Below are 21,276 nucleotides of genomic sequence, written 5' to 3'. Positions count from 1 at the left end.
CCAGCCGGCTCCGGCCATGAAGTGCATGCGCTCGGCGCGTGCCATGGTGCGGGTGTCGCCCTCGACCCAGAGGAGGGTTCCGCCACGGCCGGCCGGGCCAGGACGGCGCGCCGCCGCTGCCGACCCGTCGACGAGGTGCCTCACCGCTGCGCCCGGGCGTGGGCGGCTCCGAGGGATTCGGCGAGACCGGAGCAGCCGAGACACCCGACGACCACGGCATCGGTGAGGCACCGCAGGCCCCCGTCCTCCCGGCACATGCCCGTCCCGCGGCCATCACCCCGGGCGGGGCGGACACCAGCAGCAGGCGTCCCGGGGCACAACCGCCGGGCGGTTCGGGCGGCGGCATCGGCCCGCTGCCCCGGCGGGTGCGCCAGGCCAACCTGGCACCGCAGCTCAAGCAGAGCGCCGGCCGGCCCCCGCAGAACAGCGCGGACTTCGCGGAGCGGGACGCCGACGAGGTACGCAGCCGCATGGCCTCGCTCCAGCGCGGCTGGCAGCGCGGCCGCGAGGAGAACGCCGCGGGCGACGACGCCCACAGCGGCACAGCACCACACGGAACGACAAAGGGGGACGGTCGATGACCGCACCGAAGGCGACCGACCACACCGCGACCAACTCCGGCGAGCTCAACTGGCTCCTGGACGAACTGGTGGAACGCGTCGCGAGCATCCGCAAAGCCCTCGTGCTCTCCGGCGACGGCCTGCCGACCGGTGTGTCCAAGGACCTCAGCCGGGAGGACAGCGAGCACCTCGCCGCCGTCGCCTCCGGATTCCACAGCCTCGCCAAGGGCGTCGGCCGGCACTTCGAGGCGGGCAACGTCCGGCAGACCGTCGTCGAGCTCGACGACGCGTTCCTGTTCGTGACGGCAGCCGGCGACGGCAGCTGCCTCGCCGTCCTCTCGGACGCCGACTCGGACGTCGGCCAGGTCGCGTACGAGATGACGCTGCTGGTGAAGCGGGTCGGCGTGCATCTGGGCGCCGCCCCGCGCACCGATCTGCCCGCAGGCGGGTAGTGGGATGTCATGAGCGCAGACGGTCAGGGAAGAAGCCACTGGTTCGACGACGAGGCCGGACCGGTCGTCCGTCCGTACGCGATGACGCGCGGCCGTACCTCCAGTCCCGGCCAGCACCGCCTCGACCTGATCGCGGTGGTCGTCGCCGAACCCCAGGCGGACGACCCGGACGCCGACGCGACGCTCTCCCCCGAGCACGTCGACATCGTCGACCTGTGCCGTGACGCCCCCCAGTCGGTCGCCGAGCTCGCCGCCGGGCTCGATCTGCCCATCGGGGTGGTACGGGTCCTCGTCGGCGACCTCGTGGCGGCGGAATTCGTCCATGTGAACCGGCCCGTACCCCCTGCCGAGCTGGTGGACGAGAGTATTCTGCGCGACGTGATCAACGGCCTCCGGGCGCTGTGAGCGGCGCGGAAGCGGGGTACTGACGTGACTGGCTGGCAGTTCTGGGTCGACCGGGGCGGTACGTTCACCGACATCGTCGCGCGACGCCCGGACGGCCGCCTCCTCACCCACAAGCTGCTGTCGGAGAATCCCGCGCGCTACTCCGACGCGGCCGTGGCGGGCGTACGCGCCCTGCTGGACGGCTCCCAGGAGCGGATCGACGCCGTCCGGATGGGCACGACGGTCGCCACCAACGCCCTCCTGGAGCGCAAGGGCGAACGCACCCTCCTGGTCGTCACGCGCGGTTTCCGCGACGCCCTGCGCATCGCCTACCAGAACCGGCCGCACATCTTCGCCCGCCGTATCGAGCTCCCCGAACTGCTCCACGAGCGGGTCGTGGAGGTCGACGAGCGCATCGCCGCGGACGGCACCGTCCTGCGCGCCCCCGACCTGCGAGCCCTCGCGGGGCCCCTGCAGGAGGCGTACGACGACGGGATCCGCGCCGTCGCCGTCGTCTGCATGCACAGTCATCTGCACCCCGCCCACGAGCACGCCGTCGGCGAACTGGCCGCCCTCATCGGGTTTCCGCAGATCTCGCTCTCCAGCGAGGTCAGCCCGCTGATGAAGCTCGTGCCGCGCGGGGACACCGCCGTCGTCGACGCCTACCTGTCGCCCGTGCTGCGCCGCTACGTGCGGCACGTCGCCGGCGAACTCGAGGACGTGCGGCTGATGTTCATGCAGTCCAACGGCGGTCTCGCCGAGGCCGGGCAGTTCCGCGGCAAGGACGCCGTCCTGTCCGGGCCCGCCGGAGGCATCGTCGGGATGGCCCGCATGTCGCAGCTGGCCGGCTTCGACCGGGTCATCGGCTTCGACATGGGCGGCACCTCCACCGACGTCTCGCACTTCGCCGGCGAGTACGAGCGCGTCTTCACCACCCTGATCGCCGGTGTCCGGCTGCGCGCGCCCATGCTGGACATCCACACCGTCGCGGCCGGAGGCGGCTCGGTCCTCCACTTCGACGGCTCCCGCTACCGCGTGGGGCCGGACTCCGCGGGTGCGGACCCCGGACCCGCCTGCTATCGCGGCGGTGGCCCGCTCGCCGTCACCGACGCCAACGTCATGCTCGGCCGCATCCAACCCGGCCACTTCCCCCGGGTGTTCGGCCCCGAAGGCGACCAGCCCCTGGACGAGGAACTGGTCCGGGACCGCTTCTCCGCTCTCGCCCGCGAGATCCACGAGCGGACCGGCGACGAGCGCACACCCGAGCAGGTCGCCGAGGGCTACCTGCAGATCGCCGTCGCCAACATCGCCAACGCCGTCAAACGGATCTCCGTCCAGAAGGGCCACGACGTCACCCGCTACGCCCTCACCACCTTCGGTGGTGCGGGCGGCCAGCACGCGTGCATGGTCGCCGACTCGCTCGGCATCCGCACCGTCCTCGTCCCGCCCATGGCCGGCGTCCTGTCCGCCCTGGGCATCGGCCTCGCCGACACCACCGCCATGCGCGAACAGTCCGTCGAGGCGCCGCTGGAGCCCGCCTCCATGCCCGCCGTCCTCAAGACGGCCGACGACCTCGAAGGAGCGGCCCGCGCCGAACTCCTCGACGAGGACGTCCCCGACGCCCGCATCCGCGTCACCCGCCGCGCCCAGCTCCGCTACGACGGCACCGACACCACCCTCACCGTCGAGCTGACCGAGCCCGGCACCATGCGTCACGCCTTCGAAGAACGTCATCGCGCCACGTACTCCTTCACGCTCGACCGCCCGATCGTCGTCGAAGCCCTCTCCGTGGAAGCCACCGGCATCACCGAACCCCCCGATCTCTCCGCCCTCGCCCCGTACGAAGGCCGACCCGCCGCCTCCGACACCGTCCGTCTCCACACGGGCGGCGCCTGGCGCGACGTACCCCTCCACCGCCGAGAGGACCTCCCTCCCGGCGAGACCGTCACCGGCCCGGCGATCATCACCGAGGCCGGCGCGACCACCGTCGTCGACGACGGCTGGCGGGCCGTGGCGCGAGACGACGGGCATCTGGTCATGGAACGTGCGGCGATTACGCAGAGTTCCGATCTCGACACGGAAGCCGACCCTGTTCTGCTCGAGGTCTTCAACAATCTCTTCATGTCGATCGCCGAACAGATGGGCGCACGGCTGGAGTCCACCGCGCAGTCCGTCAACATCAAGGAGCGCCTGGACTTCTCCTGCGCCCTCTTCGACCCGGACGGAAACCTGGTGGCCAACGCCCCTCACATCCCCGTCCACCTGGGCTCCATGGGCACCAGCGTCAAGGAGGTCATCCGGCGGCGCGGCCCGTCGATGCGGCCCGGAGACACCTACGCCGTCAACGACCCGTACCACGGCGGCACCCATCTGCCCGACGTCACCGTGATCACCCCCGTCTTCGACACGGAGGGTGACCGGATCCTCTTCTACGTCGCCTCCCGCGGCCATCACGCGGAGATCGGCGGCATCGCCCCCGGCTCGATGCCGGCGAACAGCCGCACCATCGAAGAGGAGGGCGTCCTCTTCGACAACTGGCTCCTCGCCGAGGACGGCCGCTTCCGCGAGGAGGAGACCCGGCGCCTGCTCACCGGGGCGCCCTATCCCTCCCGCAACCCCGCGACCAACCTCGCCGACCTGCGCGCCCAGATCGCCGCCAACCAGAAGGGCGTCGACGAGGTCGCCCGGATGATCGACAACTTCGGACTCGACGTCGTCCAGGCGTACATGAAGCATGTGCAGGACAACGCCGAGGAAGCGGTGCGCCGGGTCATCGACGCCCTCGACGACGGCGAGTACGCCTACGAGACCGACTCCGGCGCCGTCATCCGGGTGCGCGTGCGCGTGGACCGTGAGAACCGCTCCGCCACCGTCGACTTCACCGGCACGTCACCCCAGTTGGCCGGCAACTTCAACGCGCCCTTCGCCGTGGTCAACGCGGCCGTCCTGTACGTCTTCCGCACTCTCGTGGCCGACGACATCCCGCTCAACGACGGCTGTCTGCGCCCCCTGGACATCGTCGTGCCGCGCGGCTCCCTGCTCGCGCCGGAGCCACCGGCCGCCGTGGTCGCGGGCAACGTCGAGACCTCGCAGGCCATCACCGGCGCCCTGTACGCGGCGCTCGGGGTCCAGGCCGAGGGCTCCGGGACCATGAACAACGTCACCTTCGGCAACGACCGACACCAGTACTACGAGACCGTCGCCTCCGGGTCCGGCGCGGGCGACGGCTTCCCAGGCGCCCCCGTCGTACAGACCCACATGACCAACTCGCGGCTCACCGACCCCGAGGTCCTGGAGTGGCGGCTGCCCGTGGAACTCGACGAGTTCGCCGTCCGCCGGGGCAGCGGAGGCGCCGGGCGGTGGCGCGGCGGGGACGGCGCCGTACGCCGGATCCGCTTCCACGAGCCCATGACGGTCTCCACCCTCTCCCAGCACCGCAGAGTTCCGCCCTATGGCATGGCGGGCGGTGAACCCGGCGCGCTGGGCGCCAACCGCGTGGAGCGCGCGGACGGCACGGTCACCGTCCTCGCCGGCAGCGACTCGGCGGACGTCTCTCCCGGCGACGTACTCGTCGTCGAAACCCCTGGCGGCGGAGGCTACGGCCCACCGGCGCCCCACCCCCATCAAGCAGGAGAACAGATCGATGATCTTCGGGCGTTCTGAGCGCGGCAAGCCCCCGGTCGAGCCCGTCACGCTCAAGATCCTGGTGGCCGGCGGCTTCGGCGTGGGCAAGACCACCCTGGTCGGGGCGGTCAGCGAGATCAGGCCGCTGCGCACCGAGGAACTGCTCACCGAGGCCGGACGTCCGGTCGACGACACGAGCGGTGTGGAGGCCAAGAGCACCACCACGGTGGCGATGGACTTCGGCCGTATCACCCTGCGTGAGGACCTGGTGCTGTACCTGTTCGGCACGCCCGGGCAGGAACGGTTCTGGTTCATGTGGGACGAACTGTCCGAGGGCGCCCTCGGAGCCGTCGTGCTGGCCGACACACGGCGCCTGGAGGACTGCTTCGCCGCCGTCGACTACTTCGAGCGGCGCTCCATACCGTTCCTCGTCGGTGTCAACTGCTTCGAGGGCGCCGCCCGCTATCCGGCCGAGGACATCCGCCGGGCGCTCGACCTGGACGACGACGTGCCGCTCCTGCTGTGCGACGCCCGGGACCGCGAGTCGGTCAAGGAGATCCTCATCGGCGTCGTCCGGCACGCGATGGACCACGCCGCCGAACGACGGCAGACCGTCACCACCTGAGACGGACACGGGTACGGCCCGTACCCCCGCCGACCGGGGTACGGGCCGTGGTCATGGGCGCACGCGCGCGTGGGTGCTCAGCTTGCGTCGTCCTCCAGCCAGCCGAAGCTCTTCTCCACGGCCTTGCGCCAGTTGTGGTACTCCCGGTCGCGGACGGAGGCGTCCATGGAGGGCGTCCACTCGACGTCCTTCTGCCAGTGGGCCTTCAGCTCGTCGAGGTCGTTCCACACACCCGTGGCGAGTCCGGCGGCGTAGGCGGCGCCGAGGCACGTGGTCTCGGAGACCTTCGGGCGGACCACCGGCACGTCGAGCACGTCGGCCTGGTGCTGCATGAGCAGGTTGTTCTTGGTCATGCCGCCGTCCACCTTCAGGGTGGTGATGTGTACCCCGGAGTCCTGGTACATGGCGTCCACGACCTCGCGTGTCTGCCAGCTCGTCGCCTCCAGCACGGCCCGCGCGAGGTGCGCCTTGGTGACGTACCGGGTCAGGCCGGTGATGACACCGCGGGCGTCGGAGCGCCAGTAGGGCGCGAACAGGCCGGAGAAGGCGGGGACGATGTAGGCGCCGCCGTTGTCCTCGACGCTCGCCGCCAGCGGCTCGATCTCGTCCGCGGTGCGGATGATCCCGAGCTGGTCGCGGAACCACTGGACGAGCGCGCCCGTAATCGCGATGGACCCCTCCAAGCAGTAGATCGGCGCCTCAGTGCCGATCTTGTACCCCATCGTCGTCAGCAGGCCGCTCTTCGACGCCACTGGCCGGTTGCCCGTGTTGAGCAGCAGGAAGGAGCCCGTGCCGTACGTGTTCTTCGCCGTGCCCACGTCGTAGCAGGCCTGTCCGAACACGGCCGCCTGCTGGTCGCCGAGCGCGGAGGCCACGGGCACCCCGGCGAGCTGGCCCACGGCGGTGCCGTACACCTCGGCGGAGGACTTGATCTCGGGCAGGACGGCCTCGGGGATGTTCATCGCGGAGAGGATGGACTGGTCCCACTGCAGGGTCTCCAGGTTCATCAGCATCGTCCGGCCGGCGTTGGTGACGTCGGTGACGTGCTGCCCGCCGTCGGTGCCGCCCGTCAGGTTCCAGATGAGCCAGGAGTCCATGGTGCCGAAGGCGATCTCGCCGTTCTCGGCGCGCGCCCGCAGGCCGGGCACGTTGTCGAGCAGCCAGGCCGCCTTGGGGCCCGAGAAGTAGGTCGCGAGCGGCAGTCCGGTCTGCTCGCGGAACCGGTCCTGCCCGTCCGATCCGCCGAGCTGCCTGGTCAGCGCGTCGGTGCGGGTGTCCTGCCAGACGATCGCGTTGTGCACGGGCTTGCCGGTCGCGCGGTCCCACAGGAGCGTGGTCTCGCGCTGGTTGGTGATGCCGAGCGCGCTGAGCTGGTCGGCGCGCAGTCCGGCCTTGGCGATCGCGCCCGCGACCACCGCCTGCACCTTCGACCAGATCTCGGTCGCGTCGTGTTCGACCCAGCCGGGCTTGGGAAAGATCTGGCGGTGTTCGCGCTGGTCGACGGCGACGATCGCGCCGTCCTGGTTGAAGACGATGCAACGGCTCGAGGTGGTGCCCTGGTCGATAGCGGCGACGAACTTGTCCGTCATGACGTCCCCTTCGTCGTTCCTTCAGAAGGCTGCTCGATGAGAAGGCTGCGCGGAGGATGAGCCAGTGCACGGGTCGGCGCCCCGAAGCCCCGGTCGAACGCCATGACGACCCAGTGGCTCAGTACGACCGTGTTTCCGTTGCTCATGTCGGCTCCTAGGCCCCGGCCCTGCGCGCAGGGTGCGGTGACGAGCGTGCCGTCGCAGCCGAATCGCCCGTGGGGGATGGGCCTGTTCTGCAGGCGGGGCCCGCGCGGCGTGTGCCTGGTTACACCGTCTATGTACGGCGATGTCGGCCGACACCGGAAGTGTTCACCGGCGCCCAGAGAGCGTCAAGGTTGCGGACACCAACGGTGACAGCCGCCTGAACGTCCGTACGGGAGACGCTTCGGCGAGGCGACACCAGATCAGCCTAGGCCGGGTTCCGCCACCGCGCAGCCCGCCGGGGCGGGCGCCCCCGTGCCGCGCACGATCTCATGACCGGGCAGGCCCGCCTGCCCCAGCACCCAGCTGGCACCGTGCAGTGCCTTGGCGGCCTTCTTCAGCGGCGCCAGGGCGGCCGCGGCCTGCCTGTGGTCCGCCACGCTGCCCGGCGGGCACAGGACCGTGGCCAGGGACAGCGTGACGGGTCGCCCGCCCGCCGACCACGGCACGTCCAGCACGGTGGCGGCCAGCGGATCGAGCCGCTCGGGATCGGCGAGCACCAGGAAGTCGTCGCCGCCGATGTGGCCCACGCGCGTGCTGCCGGTCGCCGCCTGCTGCAGTGCCCGTCCCACCGACCGGATCAGCTCGTCCCCCGCCGCGAACCCAGCCCCGTCGTTGACCTGCTTGAAGTGGTCCACGTCGAGCCAGCTGAGCGCGAACGCCAGGCCGTCCGCGATGCGCCGGTCCACCTCCGAGGTGATCACGTCGGAGCCGGGCAGCCGGGTCAGCGGATTGAGCCCGGCCGCCTCCTCGACCCGGCTCTCGGCCAGTGCCCGCACCAGGTCGGCGAGGCGTACGACGCCCACGCACCGCCCGTACCGGTCGACCACCGCCACGTCGTCCGACGTGCGGTCACGGGCGCCGACGGCAAGCACGTCCAGCACTTCCCAGGCGGTGGCGTCGACGCCCACCGTCCGCGGGGGATCGCCGAGCTTGGCTGCGGGACGGTCGGCGTACAGGGCGTGTCCGTAGCGGCCCGACATCGACAACAGGAAGCGCGAGCGGTGCACAGAGCGGACCGGGACGCCGTGCGGGTCCACGAGCAGTACCCCGGACATCTCGGGAGCCCCGGTCAGCAGCGCCCGTACCTGGCCCGCGGACGCGGTCGCGGGCAGCAGGGCGGCCGGTCGCACGAACTCGCGCACCGACGGGCCGGACCTCGGCACCGCCACGGCGCCGGGGGAGCGGGGCGGAACGTATACGTCCGCCGCGGGCAGCCTCGTCGGTGGCGCGAACAGGTCGCCCTGAGCCAGCTGGGCACCGGCCGTCACCGCGGCGGCGAACTGCAGTTCCGTCTCCACGCCCTCGACGGACAGGAGAGCCCCCAGCTCCTCGCACAGTGTTCGCATCGCCCGCACCGCCGCCGGCCGGGCCAGCAGCGAGGCGTCGAGTTTCACCAGGTCGGGCGCGAGGTCGGTGAGCAGTCGCAGGGGTACGTCCCCGTCCCCGATGCCGTCGGCGCTGAGCCGGAAGCCCTGGGCCCGAACCGCGCCCACAGCCTCCAGCAGGGCCGGCTGGGGCACGTGCGTGTAGGGCGGTCCGACGTCGATGGTCACCTCCCAGGGCAGCCGTCCCGCCTGGCGCACGGCGTCGTGCAGCGGGGTCAGCCCGCCGAGGTCGGCGAGGGTGCCCGCGAAGACGTTGACGTGCAACGGCAGCAGCGTTTCCTTGCTCGCCGCCGCGCGGATCGCCAACACCGCGAGACTGCCGTCGAGTTCGGGGTCGCGACGGGCCTCGGCCAGGATGTCCCCGGTCTCCGGGCGGGCGAGTATCTCCAACCCCGCGACTCCTCCGGTCGCCAGGTTGACCACTGGTTGGAAGGCGAAGCGCAGAGTGTCCGTCCAGGAGCGCACGGCAGCATGATGACTCCACCGGCACACGCCCAAGCCCAGTTCATGAGACGTTCACGCAGGATTCCGGGGTGATCACGCAGTGTGCGAGACAGGGCTTGCGTCCGGCCTCACCGTGGGCGCTCACGGCTCGCCCCTCAGCGCACAGCGATCACCGCCGACCCGTGCCCGAACAACCCCTGGTTGGCCGTGATCCCGACGCGGGCCCCCGCGACCTGCCGGTCACCGGCCCGCTCCCTCAACTGCCAGGTCAGCTCGCACACTTGGGCGATCGCCTGAGCCGGTACCGCCTCCCCGAAGGAGGCCAGACCACCGCTCGCGTTCACCGGTATACGACCTCCCGGGGCCGTCGCGCCCTCCCGCAGCAGCTTCGCGCCCTCGCCCTCACCGCACAGCCCCAGGTCCTCGTACCACTGCAACTCCAGCGCGGTGGACAGGTCGTACACCTCGGCCAGGGAGAGGTCCTCCGGCCCGATGCCCGCCTCCTCGTAGGCGGCGAGCGCGATCGAGGCCCGGAAGGTCTCGGCGGCCGGTTCGACGGCCGCCGCGGAGTCCGTCGCGATGTCCGGCAGATCTAGCACGGCGCTCGGGTAGCGCGGGGTCACCGTCGACACCGCCCTGATCCGCACCGGCTCCGCCACCCCGTGCCGCCGCGCGAACTCCATGCTGGACAGCACCAGGGCCGCCCCGCCGTCCGACGTCGCGCAGATGTCGAGGAGTCGCAGCGGATCGGCCACCACCGCGGAGGCGGCGATCTCCTCGGCGGTGACCCGCTTGCGGTAGCGGGCGTTCGGATTGAGCGCCCCCGAAGCCGCGTTCTTCACCTTGACCTGCGCGAAGTCCTCGGGCGTATCCCCGTGCACGGCCATGCGCCGGCGCGCGTACAGCCCGAAGTACGTCGGATTCGTCGCGCCCAGGACCCGGAAGCGCAGCCAGTCGGGGTCGTCGGGGCGGTCGCCGCCCGCCGGCCGGAAGAACCCCTTGGGTGCCGCGTCCGCGCCCACCACGAGGACCACGTCCGCCAGACCCGAAAGGATCTGCGCCCGCGCGGTGTTGACGGCCTGCGCTCCCGACGCGCACGCCGCGTACACGCTCGTCACCCGCGCTCCCTGCCAGCCCAGCGCCTTCGCGAAGGTCGCCCCGGCCACATAGCCCGGGTAGCCGCCGCGCACGGTGTCCGCGCCGACCACGGAGCCGACGTCACGCCACTCGATCCCCGCGTCGGCGAGCGCCGCCCGCGCCGCGGCCACCCCGTACTCGACGAAACTGCGCCCCCACTTGCCCCACGGATGCATCCCCGCGCCGAGCACCGCCACCTCGCCCGTCATGCCCCACCGCCCGTCGGCCGCCAGTGCCACGTCGTCCAGGCCGTCTCCTCGTCCTCGTGAAGCACACCGGGGACGACCTCCACCTCCATGCCCACCGTCAGATCGGCGACGGTGATCCCGGGAACCGCCTGGCCCAGCACCACGATCCGCTCGGCCGCCAGCTCCACAGCGATCAACGCGTACGGCTCCCAGGGAAGTTCCGGGTTCGTCACATAGGGTGACGGGGGCCGGTACCGGCTGTCCGTGTAGGACCAGATCCGCCCGCGCGGTGAGAGGGGAACCTCCTCGAGGTCTCCGCCGGGACACCCGGGATTGCGGCAGTGGCCGTCCTCACGGGGGAAGAACACCGAGGCGCAGGCGGCGCAGCGGGTGCCGAGGAGTCTGAAGTCGTCACCGTCCCCGGTGAACCATCCGTCGACCACAGGTGTTCGCGCTCGAGTCACAATCCCTCCCCGACGCCGAATCTGACGGAACGTCAGAAGTGTGTCACGCGCGTCCGGAATTGGGCAGTGCAGGAGACATGACACGACTCACCAGTGCAGTACGCGGTCTCGTCACCGCCCTCGCCGCCCTGCTGGCCGTGACCGCCGTCTCCGCACCCGCACGGGCCGAGACGGACCCCAAGGCGCCGAAGGACTTCGTGGCCCTGAGAAGCGTGGACCCGACGATCATCCAGGAGATGCGCTACTTCACCCCGCACAACTTCGTCGGTGAACGCATCGACGGCTACGAACAACCGGTGTGCATCCTCACCCGCCCCGCCGCCGATGCCCTCCACAAGGTCCAGCAAAAGCTCCTGCGCGAGGGCTACACGCTCAAGGTGTACGACTGCTACCGGCCGCAGCGCGCTGTGAACCACTTCGTGCGCTGGGCCGAGGACCTCGACGACCAGGCGACGAAGGGCGAGTTCTATCCGAACGTCGACAAGACCCGGCTGTTCGCGGACGGCTACATCGCGGAGAAATCCGGTCACAGCCGCGGCTCGACCATGGACCTCACCATCGTGAAGCTCCCTGCGAGGCCCACCCGGCCCTACCACCCCGGAGAGCCGCTCGTGCCCTGCTTCGCACCCAAGGACGAACGCTTCCCCGACAACTCCGTCGACATGGGCACCGGCTTCGACTGCTTCGACACCCTCGCGCACACCCTCGACCCGCGCATCCAGGGACAACAGCGCGCCAACCGCCTGCTGCTGAAGAGCACCATGGAGGGCCTCGGTTTCGTCAACCTCGCCGAGGAGTGGTGGCACTACACGTACCGGCCCGAGCCCTACCCGGACACCTATTTCGACTTCCCCGTGTCCTGGAAGTCGCTCGTCGGCCGCCGTTGAGCTACCTCCGCGAGACGCTCTTCCCCCGATCGGATACATTCCGCTTTGTGTCCGAAACTCAAGCCTCCACCCCCAACTCCGCGCCCGACTCACACTGTTCGAGCTGCGGAGCGCCCTATGGAGAGGGCGTCTCCGGCTGGCCGCGCACCTGCCCGGCCTGCCACACCGTGGCCTACCGCAACCCGCTGCCGGTAGCGGTCGCACTCCAGCCCGTGTACGACACCAAAGGCACCGCCCTGGTCGTCATCACCCGAACCGTCGCTCCCGCGCGCGGGGGCATCGCCCTGCCCGGCGGGTTCATCGACGACCGCGAGGACTGGCGGCAGGCCGTCGTGCGCGAGCTCAAGGAGGAGACCGGCATCGACGTGGCCGGCCGCGACGTCCGCCTGGTCGACGCCATGAGCTCCCCCGACGGCCATCTGCTGCTGTTCGGTCTGCTCCCCGAACGGCCCGCGGAGGGGCTGCCGCAGTCGGCCGCCACGGACGAGACGGAGGGCTGGCACCTCCTGCGCCGGCCGGAGGAGCTCGCCTTCCCCCTGCACACGCTGGCGGCGCGCGCCTGGTTCGAGGGCCGCTACGTCTGAGCTCCGGCCTCCCCGAGGCCACGTACACGCACCGGATAGGGCGGCTCGGAGGGGCCGCCCTCACCCTCCAGCTCGACCACTGGCCCGCGTCCCTGCCAACGGGTGACGTAGCGCTCCAGTTCCGGTTCGTTCCAACCGTCACCCGCGTCCGGCACCACCAGGCCGCCCCCCGTGCGGCCCTGGGCCGGCGCCCACGCCTCCAGCTCCAGCCCGCCGTCGCCGCCGCGCACCGGGAGGACGGCACCCGCGCGTACGAGCACCGGGATCCGTGACAGGGGGGCGTCTACCAGCACCTGCGCCGGCCCCTCGTACACCTGCTCGGTGACCGCGTCGTACCAGCGGCCCCGCGGCAGCTGAACCGCACGCCGGTCCGTGCCCGGGTCGAGCACCGGTGCCACCAGCAGGCAGTCGCCCAAAAGGAAGGCGTCCTCGCAGTCACGCAGCGCGCGGTCCTCGGGCGCGTTCCACCACAGAGGCCGTACATAGGGTGCTCCGGTGCGCCGCGTGAGATGCGCCAGGGTCATGAGGTACGGCAGCAGCCGCCGGCGTTCATCGAGCGCCACGCGCGCGTGCTCCAGCACCTCCGGACCGAACTCCCAGGGCTCCCGCCGCCCCGCGCGCAGAGCGGCGTGTGTACGGAACAGCGGCAGATACGCGCCCAGCTGGAACCACCGCAGGTACAGCTCGGGAGACGGACTTCCGTCGAAGCCGCCGATGTCCGGTCCCGAGTAGGGCACCCCGCACAGCCCGAGTCCCAGGACCAGGGACAGCGAGGCCCGCAGCCCGGGCCAGCCCGTGGCCACGTCGCCGGACCAGGTGCCCCCGTAGCGCTGCAGGCCGGCCCAGCCGGAGCGTGAGAAGAGGAACGGCCGCTCATGGGGAGCCAGCTCCAGAAGACCCTCGTAGCCCGCCCTGGCCATGCACAGGCCGTAGACGTTGTGCGCCTCCTGATGATCGCCGCCACGCCCCTCCAGGGAGTGTCTGGCCGAGCGCGGCAGCGTCTTCTCCCCGAACGCGGTGAACGACGTGGGCTCGTTCATGTCGTGCCAGAAACCCGAGAACCCCTGAGCCAGCCGCTCCGCGTAGAGTCCGCCCCACCACTCACGCACGCGTGTGTCCGTGAAGTCCGGGAAAACGGCCTCCCCGGGCCACGCGACTCCGTGCACGACCCGTCCCGAGGCGTCGCGCACGAACGCGTCCTCGGCCGTGCCACCGTCGTACACGGCGTTGCCCGCTTCCGCTTTGACCGCAGGGTCGACGATCGACACCAACCGGATCCCCTGCCGGCGCAGTTCCTCCGCCAGCACCGGCAGCTTGGGGAAGTGCTCGTGGTCGACGGTGAACACCCGGTGCTCGTCGTAGTGGTCGATGTCCAGGTGGACGGCGTCCAGCGGCAGCCCGCGCTCCTGGTAGCCCGCGACGATCCGCCGGACCTCCTGCTCGCTGCCGAAGCCCCAGCGCGCGTGGTGATGTCCCAGCGCCCACGCGGGCGGCAGCGCCGGCGCGCCGGTCAACGACGCCCAGGTGAGCAGCACGCGCGCGGGGGTGCCGACCATCACCCAGCAGCGCAACGGACCGCCGTCCATCCGCAGCTCGCTCATGCCCGGCCGGTCGTGCCCGGAACCGGCGCCCTCCTCGCCCTCCCGCAGCGACACCGTGCCGTCCCAGGAGGAATCGTGGAAGACCAGATGCGTGGCCGCGTCGGACACCACCATCTGTACCGGCATGGTGATGTACAGCGGATCGTCCCCGGGAGCGAAGCTGCCGCCCGGGTCCGTGTTCCACAGCCGGTACGTCCCCTCCCGCAGCCGCGGTCCCGACGAGCGGCCCCCCAGCCCGAAGAACCGCGCGTCCGCCGGCACCTCCGAGCGCTGCATCCAGCGCGCGGGCCCGCCACCGACCGGCTCCCACCACCGGGGCGGCAGATCCCGCCGCAGGGTCACCCCGCCGGGCGTACGCACCTCGACCGCGCCGTGCCGCGAGACGACGACCGTCACCCGCTCGGCCACGACCCGCCAGCCACCGTCCTTGTCGGGCTCCAGGACCGCCCGGGGATCGGGCTCCGGACAGCGGCCCGCCAGCGCGTACGACGGCTCAGGACCCGCCCCGTCCCAGCCCCAGAACACCGCCCCGTTGACGGTCACCACGATCCTCAGTTCCGAGCGGCCGAACCGCACGACACCGCCACCCGCAGCCGGTTCCACCTCCCGCACGCGGCCGGGCACCCGCGCGCGCTCGGCACCCCGCGGTGGCAGCGCGGTGGCGTCCGCGCGCCTCCTGCGCCATGCCGCCTTCACGGCCCGCAACCCCTGGGACGCCCCCACCGAACCGACCACCCTTATCGAACGCACCAGGTCACGACCGTCCATGCTGCTCACCCTGCCACTGACCGCCCCACATGCGCGTGCCGTTCAACTGCCGTTCACCCGTGCTGGGAGCACATCTTTACGACACGGACTATGTGGGGCGCACCCTGGTGTAGAAGTCGATCACATGGCATCGTCCCTGTCAGCCGCGTCACGCGCACACCCCAGCCCGTGCGCGACCGACGCATATGACGCGCACAGTCCGGGAGCCGCCCCATGTCGACCGTGAACCCCCAGCCGCTCTGGCAGCCGGATCCGGAACGTATCGAGCAGGCGCAGGTCACCAGGTTCCAGGCCTGGGCGGCCGAACGCCACGGCGCTCCGGCCGAGGGCGGTTACGCGGCACTGCACCGCTGGTCCGTGGCCGAGCTGGAGACCTTCTGGCGGGCCGTCACGGAGTGGTTCGACGTCCGCTTCTCGACGCCCTGCGCGCGCGTGCTCGGCGACCGCTCGATGCCGGGCGCCCAGTGGTTCCCCGGGGCGAGCCTCAACTACGCCGAGCACGCCCTGCGCGCGTCCGCGACCCGCGCGGACGAGCCGGCCCTCCTGTATGTCGACGAGACCCACGAAGCACGGCCCGTCACCTGGTCGCAGCTCCGCCGCGAGGTCGGCTCCCTGGCCGCCGAGCTGCGCGCCCTCGGGGTACGCCCGGGAGACCGCGTCAGCGGCTATCTGCCGAACATCCCGGAGGCCGTCGTCGCCCTGCTCGCCACGGCGGCCGTGGGCGGCGTCTGGACGTCCTGCGCCCCCGACTTCGGGGCCCGCAGCGTCCTGGACCGTTTCCAGCAGGTCGAACCGGTCGTCCTGTTCACCGTCGACGGCTACCGCTACGGCGGTAAGGAGCACGACCGCCGGGATATTGTCGCCGAGCTGCGCCGCGAACTGCCCACGCTGCGTGCCGTCGTCCACATCCCGCTCCTCGGCACCGACGCGCCCGAGGGCGCCCTGGAGTGGTCGGCCCTGACCGGTGCGGACACCGAACCCGTCTTCGAACAGGTCCCTTTCGACCACCCGCTGTGGGTGCTCTACTCCTCGGGCACGACCGGCCTGCCGAAGGCCATCGTCCAGTCCCAGGGCGGCATCCTCGTCGAGCACCTCAAGCAGCTCGGCCTGCACTGCGACCTTGGCCCCGAGGATCGTTTCTTCTGGTACACCTCGACCGGCTGGATGATGTGGAACTTCCTCGTCTCCGGCCTCCTTACCGGCACCACGATCGTGCTTTACGACGGCAGCCCCGGATTCCCCGACACGGCGGCCCAGTGGCGGATCGCGGAACGCACCGGCGCCACCCTCTACGGCACCTCGGCCGCGTACGTCATGGCCTGCAGAAAAGCCGGCGTGCACCCCGCGCGTGACTTCGACCTCTCCAAGGTCGAGTGCGTCGCCACCACCGGATCACCGCTGCCGCCGGACGGCTTCCGCTGGCTGCACGACGAGGTCCGTGACGACCTGTGGATCGCATCCGTCAGCGGCGGCACGGACGTGTGCTCCTGCTTCGCGGGGGCCGTACCCACCCTCCCGGTCCACATCGGTGAACTGCAGGCCCCGGGTCTGGGCACCGACCTGCAGTCCTGGGACCCGAGCGGCAAGCCCCTGATCGACGAGGTCGGCGAGCTCGTCGTCACCAACCCCATGCCGTCGATGCCGATCTACTTCTGGAACGACCCCGACGGCAGCCGCTATCACGACAGCTACTTCGACACGTATCCCGGTGTGTGGCGGCACGGCGACTGGATCACCGTCACCCCCCGGGGCTCCGTCGTCATCCACGGCCGCTCCGACTCCACGCTCAACCGCCAGGGTGTGCGCATGGGCTCCGCGGACATCTACGAAGCTGTCGAGCGCCTCCCGGAGATCAGGGAGTCCCTCGTCATCGGCATCGAGCAGCCCGACGGCGGCTACTGGATGCCGCTGTTCGTGCACCTGGTGCCCGGCGCGACCTTGGACGAGGACCTTCTGGGCCGTATCAAGCAGACCATCCGCGAACAGCTCTCCCCCCGCCACGTACCGGACGAGATCATCGAGGTGCCCGGCGTGCCGCACACCCTCACCGGCAAGCGCATCGAGGTCCCGGTCAAGCGCCTCCTGCAGGGCACCGCGATGGAGAAGGCAGTCAACCCGGGCTCCATCGACAACCTCGACCTGCTGCACTTCTACGAGGAACTCGCCCGCAAGCGCGCCTGACGATCAGCCCCCGTAGGTGGCCGCCTCCCTCGTCGTGATCATCTCGCAGCACGCAGCACGCAGCACGCAGCACGCAGCACGCAGCACCCTCGACCGGGCCGGCCACCCCTGGCGCGTCAAGGTCGGGCTGCCCCTGTGGATCGCCCACGCGACCGACGCACCGCACGGACTCGCGCCCCTGCTGATGGTCCTCAACAACGTGATGGTGGTGGTCCTGCAAGTCACTCTGGCCCGGTTCGGCACCGCGACCCCAGCCGCCCGCAGGCTGCTGCTCGGGAGCGGTCACCCCCATCCTCCTGCTGATCGCCCCCGCAGCCGCCTTCACTCTGGCCGAGATGCCGCACGCCACCGGCTCCTGGGAACTGTCCGTCGCCCTCGCACCCTGCGCCGCCCAGGGCGCCTTCCTCGGCGTCCACGGCCTGGCCCAGTCCGCCCAGCCGGCGTAGGGCCACTCGCAGTCACAGCGGGCATCGCCACCGGCCCGGCCGGGTGGACCGCCTTCGGCGCTCTCATCGCGCTGAGCTGCGTCATCGAGCGTCGCCTGGTCCGCGATCGCCTTGCCCGGCCCCCGTTGTCAGTGCCACCCGTTACTGTGAGTGAGCATTGATCGACCGTGCACAGGGGGAAAAATGGCGCACACCGACCACCAGACCATGCGACGCGTCCTGCGCCGCGAAATCGCGGGCACCATCGGCCTGCTGACCGACGAGCACGACTTCCGCGCCATGCGGCGGTACCGCAGCTTCACCTTCGACGACCACCAGACCTATCTCCAGCAGGTCGAGGCGCTCCTCAAGGTCCGCGCCGCCCAAGGCAGCCACACCACGGTGGCCCTGTTCGACCCGCAGGAATACGCCGAGTTCTGCGCGGACGCGGACCTCGACCCCGACATCCCGTCCAGCCGCACCCGGTTCACCGCCGAACTGGCAAGCACTGGCCCCGCCCTTCCCTACGAGGGCCAGCCCCTGTCCGACCTCGTCCCGGCCCTCGTCGACGAAGCGGTACGCCAGGCCACCTGGGAGTACGCCTCGACGCTCCTCGCCCGACTGGGAGCCTGTGCCTCCTGCGGCGAGGACATCGGCCGAGCCGCGTTCACACGAGCGTCCCGCCTGCTCGTCCGCATCCTCGACACCGCCGGAGGAGGCAACCGACACCTCGTGTGCAGCGTCTCGGCAACGGCCGAAACACTTGTCTCCGTTCTCCACGCGGACGAGGACGAGCACGGCACCCTCCAACTCGACGAGGCCGAAGCGCTCGAGTTCACCACCGTCCTCGCCCTCGGCATCGCCACCCAGTGCCCCGGCGGACTCGTCATCCGCACCAGCGGCCCCGGCACCACCGACCGCGTCTACGGCTGGCGCCTACGCGGAGACGGTCTGCGCCCCCTCACCGCCGGTGAGGTGTTCGACGCCTACTGCACCGACATCGAATCCGGCGACATCATCTCCCCGGAATCCGACGTCGACTACTGCGTACCGCCCGACCTCGGAGAGGAAGGACAGACACCGGGCCACCGCCACTGACACCTGAGGGGCGCCCCACCCACAGGTGAAGCGCCCCTCGACGACAGTCGGCGACCGGCCCGGCTACTCGCCGGACAGCACCGCCTGAGCCGCGTTGCGCGCCTCTTCGGCGCTCTCCGTGGCCCGGGCGGCCGCGGCGGCACGCTCGCACTGGGCCAGCGTGTACTTCGCCAGCGCCGCCCGCACATACGGAATCGACGCCGCACCCATGGAAAGAGAGGTGACACCCAGACCGGTCAGCACACATGCGAGCAGCGGATCGGACGCGGCCTCACCACACACACCACAGCTCTTGCCCTCAGCCTTGGCCGCCTCCGCCGACAGCGCCACCAGGTCGAGCAGGGCGGGCTGCCACGGGTCCTGCAGCCGGGACACCGCACCCACCTGACGGTCCGCCGCGAACGTGTACTGAGCGAGGTCATTGGTCCCCAGCGACAGGAACTCCACCTCCTGCAGGATCGACCGGGCCCGCAGCGCGGCCGACGGGATCTCGACCATCGCCCCGAACTTCGCCCGCAGCCCCGCCTCACGGCACGCGTCCGCGAAAGCCTTGGCATCGGCACGGTCCGCCACCATCGGAGCCATGACCTCGAGATAGACCGGCAGACCCTCGGAGGCCTTCGCCAGCGCGGTCAGCTGCGTGCGCAGCACCTCCGGGTGGTCGAGCAGCGTCCGCAGACCCCGTACGCCCAGCGCGGGGTTCGGTTCATCGGCAGGCGTGAGGAACTCCAGCGGCTTGTCCGCCCCCGCGTCCAGGACACGTACGACGACACGGCCCTCGGGGAACGCCTGGAGAACCTGCCGGTAGGCCTCGATCTGCTTCTCCTCCGACGGAGCGTTCTTGCTGTCGTCCAGGAACAGGAACTCCGTACGGAACAGACCCACACCCTCGGCGCCCGCCTCGACGGCGGCCGGCACGTCCGCCGGACCACCGACGTTGGCCAGCAGCGGCACCTTGTGACCGTCGGAGGTGGCACCCGGCCCGGTGGCGGCGGCCAGCGCGGCCTTCCGCTCGGCGGCCGCGGCCTCCAACTGCGCCTTCTTCTCCTCGCTGGGGTTCACGAAGATCTCACCGGTGCTGCCGTCGACGGCGACCAACGTCCCCTCGGCGAGCTCACCGGCCCCCGGCAGCGCCACCACGGCCGGCACACCGAGCGCCCGCGCGAGGATCGCGCTGTGACTGGTCGGCCCGCCCTCCTCGGTGACGAAACCGAGGACCAGGGTGGGATCCAGCAGCGCGGTGTCCGCGGGCGCGAGATCACGCGCGATCAGGACGTACGGCTCGTCACTGTCCGGGACGCCGGGCATCGGCACGCCCAGCAGCCGAGCGACGATACGATTCCGCACGTCATCCAGGTCCGCCACGCGACCGGCGAGGTACTCACCGGCACCGGCCAGCAGGGCACGGTAGGCGGCGAACGCGTCGTACACCGCCCGCTCCGCGGTGCTGCCGACGGCGATGCGCCGCTCGACGTCCGCCATCAGTTCGGGGTCCTGCGCCATCATGGCCTGGGCCTCGAGCACCGCCTGGGCCTCGCCGCCCGCCAGATTGCCGCGTGCGATGAGATCGGCCGCCACAGCCTCCACCGCCTGGCGGGCCCGCCCCTGCTCCCGCTCCGCGTCCTCCGCCCGGATCTGCTTGGCAGGCGGCTCCAACACCGCCGTTCCCATGTGCCGAACCTCGCCGATCGCCACACCGTGGCTCACGCCGACGCCTCGCAGCGTTGTCTCCATCTCACCCGTCTCCGATCGTGCGGCGGGTCCCGCCGCCGCGGTGGTTGTCCTACTCGCCGTCATACGACGGCACTGACGTCACTTCCAGAGGAAGAGACTGTCGCCGGCCTTCACTTCGCCGCTGTCACGAAGATCGGAGAGAGCTTCCGCCGTGGCTTCCAGCGCCACGACCGGGCACACGGCTGACTTGCCGGCGGCTTCGACGGCGGCCGGGTTCCAGCGCACGACACCCTGGCCGCGGGTTACGGTGTCCCCCTTGTTCACGAGCAGCTCGAAACCCTCGCCGTTGAGCTGCACGGTGTCGATGCCGAGGTGGGTGAGGACGCCGTGCCCCTGCTCGTCGACCACGACGAAGGCATGCGGGTGGAGGGAGACGATGACCCCGTCCACGGGGGCGACGGCCTCGGAGGGCTCACGGACAGGGTCGATGGCGGTGCCCGGGCCGACCATGGCCCCGGAGAAGACCGGATCAGGCACTGCCGCCAGTCCGATGGCGCGGCCGGACAGCGGGGACGTCACGGTGGTCATGGGAAGCCTCCCGGAGTGGAGTTGCATACAGGGGACGTCACTGTCCGTCCCTGACGGCACGCTGTGCAGCAGCGTATGTCAGACGAAGTGACGGTTCCGCATGAAGGTACCGGGTAGAGGTCTAGACCACCAACCCTATCGATTTGCACGGCCTTCGAGGCCCCGTGTACAGTCGTACTCCTGCTTGAGGCCGAGCGACGCGAACGAGCGCGCTTGATCAGCAGGAACCAAACTCGTCAGATCCTATCTCGGGGTCACCTTCTGCATGCCCGTAGGAGAGTGGTCAGGGGGACGGAAAAACACTGATAGAGTTTGGAACACCGAAGGGAAGCGCCCGGAGGAAAGCCCGGAAGGGTGAGTACGAAGGAAGCGTCCGTTCCTTGAGAACTCAACAGCGTGCCAAAAATCAACGCC

16 protein-coding genes are annotated in these 21,276 nt (G+C 70.9%); 9 read left to right on the top strand and 7 right to left on the bottom strand.

The window, feature by feature from the left end; genetic code table 11:
• Nucleotides 1-158 precede the first annotated feature (158 nt).
• From ABZ453_RS48110 to ABZ453_RS48090, 5 genes are read left to right on the top strand one after another with little or no spacing between them, the layout of a single operon-like run.
• Nucleotides 159-581, top strand: a complete 423-nt coding sequence (locus ABZ453_RS48110; protein WP_359025977.1) for a hypothetical protein — start codon at nucleotides 159-161, stop codon at nucleotides 579-581.
• Complete coding sequence (locus ABZ453_RS48105; RefSeq protein WP_359025975.1) at nucleotides 578-1,012, top strand: roadblock/LC7 domain-containing protein; 435 nt, start codon at nucleotides 578-580, stop codon at nucleotides 1,010-1,012. Before ABZ453_RS48110 ends, ABZ453_RS48105 begins: the two co-directional genes overlap by 4 nt.
• 9 nt (nucleotides 1,013-1,021) lie before the next feature.
• A complete protein-coding gene (locus ABZ453_RS48100; protein WP_133044779.1) occupies nucleotides 1,022-1,417 on the top strand; it encodes a DUF742 domain-containing protein in 396 nt (131 codons plus the stop codon).
• 24 nt (nucleotides 1,418-1,441) lie between these two features.
• Nucleotides 1,442-5,059 (top strand): hydantoinase B/oxoprolinase family protein, encoded by a 3,618-nt coding sequence (locus ABZ453_RS48095; RefSeq protein ID WP_359025973.1) that lies wholly within the window; start codon nucleotides 1,442-1,444, stop codon nucleotides 5,057-5,059.
• A complete protein-coding gene (locus tag ABZ453_RS48090) occupies nucleotides 5,040-5,645 on the top strand; it encodes an ATP/GTP-binding protein (RefSeq protein ID WP_359025971.1) in 606 nt (201 codons plus the stop codon). Before ABZ453_RS48095 ends, ABZ453_RS48090 begins: the two co-directional genes overlap by 20 nt.
• Nucleotides 5,646-5,722: 77 nt before the next feature.
• Here ABZ453_RS48090 and glpK read toward each other — a convergent pair whose 3' ends face one another.
• From glpK to ABZ453_RS48070, 4 genes are all read right to left on the bottom strand, one after another.
• On the bottom strand, nucleotides 5,723-7,234 hold the full coding sequence (gene glpK, locus ABZ453_RS48085; protein WP_359025969.1) for a glycerol kinase GlpK: 1,512 nt from the start codon (nucleotides 7,232-7,234) through the stop codon (nucleotides 5,723-5,725).
• Between the two features lie 404 nt (nucleotides 7,235-7,638).
• Nucleotides 7,639-9,288, bottom strand: a complete 1,650-nt coding sequence (locus ABZ453_RS48080) for a GGDEF domain-containing protein (protein WP_359025967.1) — start codon at nucleotides 9,286-9,288, stop codon at nucleotides 7,639-7,641.
• Between the two features lie 134 nt (nucleotides 9,289-9,422).
• Nucleotides 9,423-10,613: a lipid-transfer protein gene (locus tag ABZ453_RS48075; RefSeq protein ID WP_359025981.1), complete on the bottom strand. Its 1,191-nt coding sequence runs from the start codon at nucleotides 10,611-10,613 to the stop codon at nucleotides 9,423-9,425.
• Complete coding sequence (locus ABZ453_RS48070) at nucleotides 10,610-11,035, bottom strand: zinc ribbon domain-containing protein (RefSeq protein WP_359025979.1); 426 nt, start codon at nucleotides 11,033-11,035, stop codon at nucleotides 10,610-10,612. Before ABZ453_RS48070 ends, ABZ453_RS48075 begins: the two co-directional genes overlap by 4 nt.
• A gap of 98 nt (nucleotides 11,036-11,133) precedes the next feature.
• On the opposite strand from ABZ453_RS48070, the gene ABZ453_RS48065 reads away from it, so the two are divergent.
• A complete protein-coding gene (locus ABZ453_RS48065) occupies nucleotides 11,134-11,943 on the top strand; it encodes a M15 family metallopeptidase (RefSeq protein WP_359025965.1) in 810 nt (269 codons plus the stop codon).
• 47 nt (nucleotides 11,944-11,990) lie between these two features.
• Complete coding sequence (locus ABZ453_RS48060; protein ID WP_359025963.1) at nucleotides 11,991-12,527, top strand: NUDIX domain-containing protein; 537 nt, start codon at nucleotides 11,991-11,993, stop codon at nucleotides 12,525-12,527.
• Here ABZ453_RS48060 and ABZ453_RS48055 read toward each other — a convergent pair.
• Complete coding sequence (locus tag ABZ453_RS48055) at nucleotides 12,518-14,896, bottom strand: TIM-barrel domain-containing protein (protein ID WP_359025961.1); 2,379 nt, start codon at nucleotides 14,894-14,896, stop codon at nucleotides 12,518-12,520. The genes ABZ453_RS48060 and ABZ453_RS48055 overlap by 10 nt on opposite strands.
• Before the next feature lie 213 nt (nucleotides 14,897-15,109).
• Between ABZ453_RS48055 and ABZ453_RS48050 the strand changes: the two genes are divergently transcribed.
• Together ABZ453_RS48050 and ABZ453_RS48045 are read left to right on the top strand one after the other, a co-directional pair.
• Nucleotides 15,110-17,077 (top strand): acetoacetate--CoA ligase, encoded by a 1,968-nt coding sequence (locus ABZ453_RS48050; RefSeq protein WP_359025959.1) that lies wholly within the window; start codon nucleotides 15,110-15,112, stop codon nucleotides 17,075-17,077.
• A 629-nt stretch (nucleotides 17,078-17,706) separates the two neighbouring features.
• Nucleotides 17,707-18,600 (top strand): hypothetical protein, encoded by an 894-nt coding sequence (locus ABZ453_RS48045; RefSeq protein WP_359025957.1) that lies wholly within the window; start codon nucleotides 17,707-17,709, stop codon nucleotides 18,598-18,600.
• 63 nt (nucleotides 18,601-18,663) lie between these two features.
• Here ABZ453_RS48045 and ptsP read toward each other — a convergent pair whose 3' ends face one another.
• Both ptsP and ABZ453_RS48035 read right to left on the bottom strand, forming a co-directional pair.
• Nucleotides 18,664-20,334 (bottom strand): phosphoenolpyruvate--protein phosphotransferase, encoded by a 1,671-nt coding sequence (gene ptsP, locus ABZ453_RS48040; protein WP_359025955.1) that lies wholly within the window; start codon nucleotides 20,332-20,334, stop codon nucleotides 18,664-18,666.
• 78 nt (nucleotides 20,335-20,412) lie between these two features.
• On the bottom strand, nucleotides 20,413-20,862 hold the full coding sequence (locus ABZ453_RS48035; RefSeq protein WP_359025953.1) for a PTS glucose transporter subunit IIA: 450 nt from the start codon (nucleotides 20,860-20,862) through the stop codon (nucleotides 20,413-20,415).
• Nucleotides 20,863-21,276: the final 414 nt, after the last annotated feature.

Origin of the sequence: Streptomyces sp. NPDC005799 (assembly GCF_040630525.1) — a bacterium.
Lineage (GTDB): Bacteria > Actinomycetota > Actinomycetes > Streptomycetales > Streptomycetaceae > Streptomyces > Streptomyces griseorubiginosus_B.
Note: the sequence above shows the minus strand (reverse complement) of the source record. Positions and strands in the feature narration are given on the sequence as shown.

Bases quoted from the DNA above. Each gene is read 5' to 3' on its own strand.
- ABZ453_RS48105 (WP_359025975.1), top strand. From the start codon at position 578: ATGACCGCACCGAAGGCGACCGACCACACCGCGACCAACTCCGGCGAG.
- ABZ453_RS48100 (WP_133044779.1), top strand. From the start codon at position 1,022: ATGAGCGCAGACGGTCAGGGAAGAAGCCACTGGTTCGACGACGAGGCC.
- ABZ453_RS48090 (WP_359025971.1), top strand. From the start codon at position 5,040: ATGATCTTCGGGCGTTCTGAGCGCGGCAAGCCCCCGGTCGAGCCCGTC.
- glpK (WP_359025969.1), bottom strand. From the start codon at position 7,234: ATGACGGACAAGTTCGTCGCCGCTATCGACCAGGGCACCACCTCGAGC.
- ABZ453_RS48075 (WP_359025981.1), bottom strand. From the start codon at position 10,613: ATGACGGGCGAGGTGGCGGTGCTCGGCGCGGGGATGCATCCGTGGGGC.
- ABZ453_RS48065 (WP_359025965.1), top strand. From the start codon at position 11,134: ATGACACGACTCACCAGTGCAGTACGCGGTCTCGTCACCGCCCTCGCC.
- ABZ453_RS48055 (WP_359025961.1), bottom strand. From the start codon at position 14,896: ATGGACGGTCGTGACCTGGTGCGTTCGATAAGGGTGGTCGGTTCGGTG.
- ABZ453_RS48050 (WP_359025959.1), top strand. From the start codon at position 15,110: ATGTCGACCGTGAACCCCCAGCCGCTCTGGCAGCCGGATCCGGAACGT.
- ABZ453_RS48045 (WP_359025957.1), top strand. From the start codon at position 17,707: ATGGCGCACACCGACCACCAGACCATGCGACGCGTCCTGCGCCGCGAA.
- ptsP (WP_359025955.1), bottom strand. From the start codon at position 20,334: ATGGAGACAACGCTGCGAGGCGTCGGCGTGAGCCACGGTGTGGCGATC.
- ABZ453_RS48035 (WP_359025953.1), bottom strand. From the start codon at position 20,862: ATGACCACCGTGACGTCCCCGCTGTCCGGCCGCGCCATCGGACTGGCG.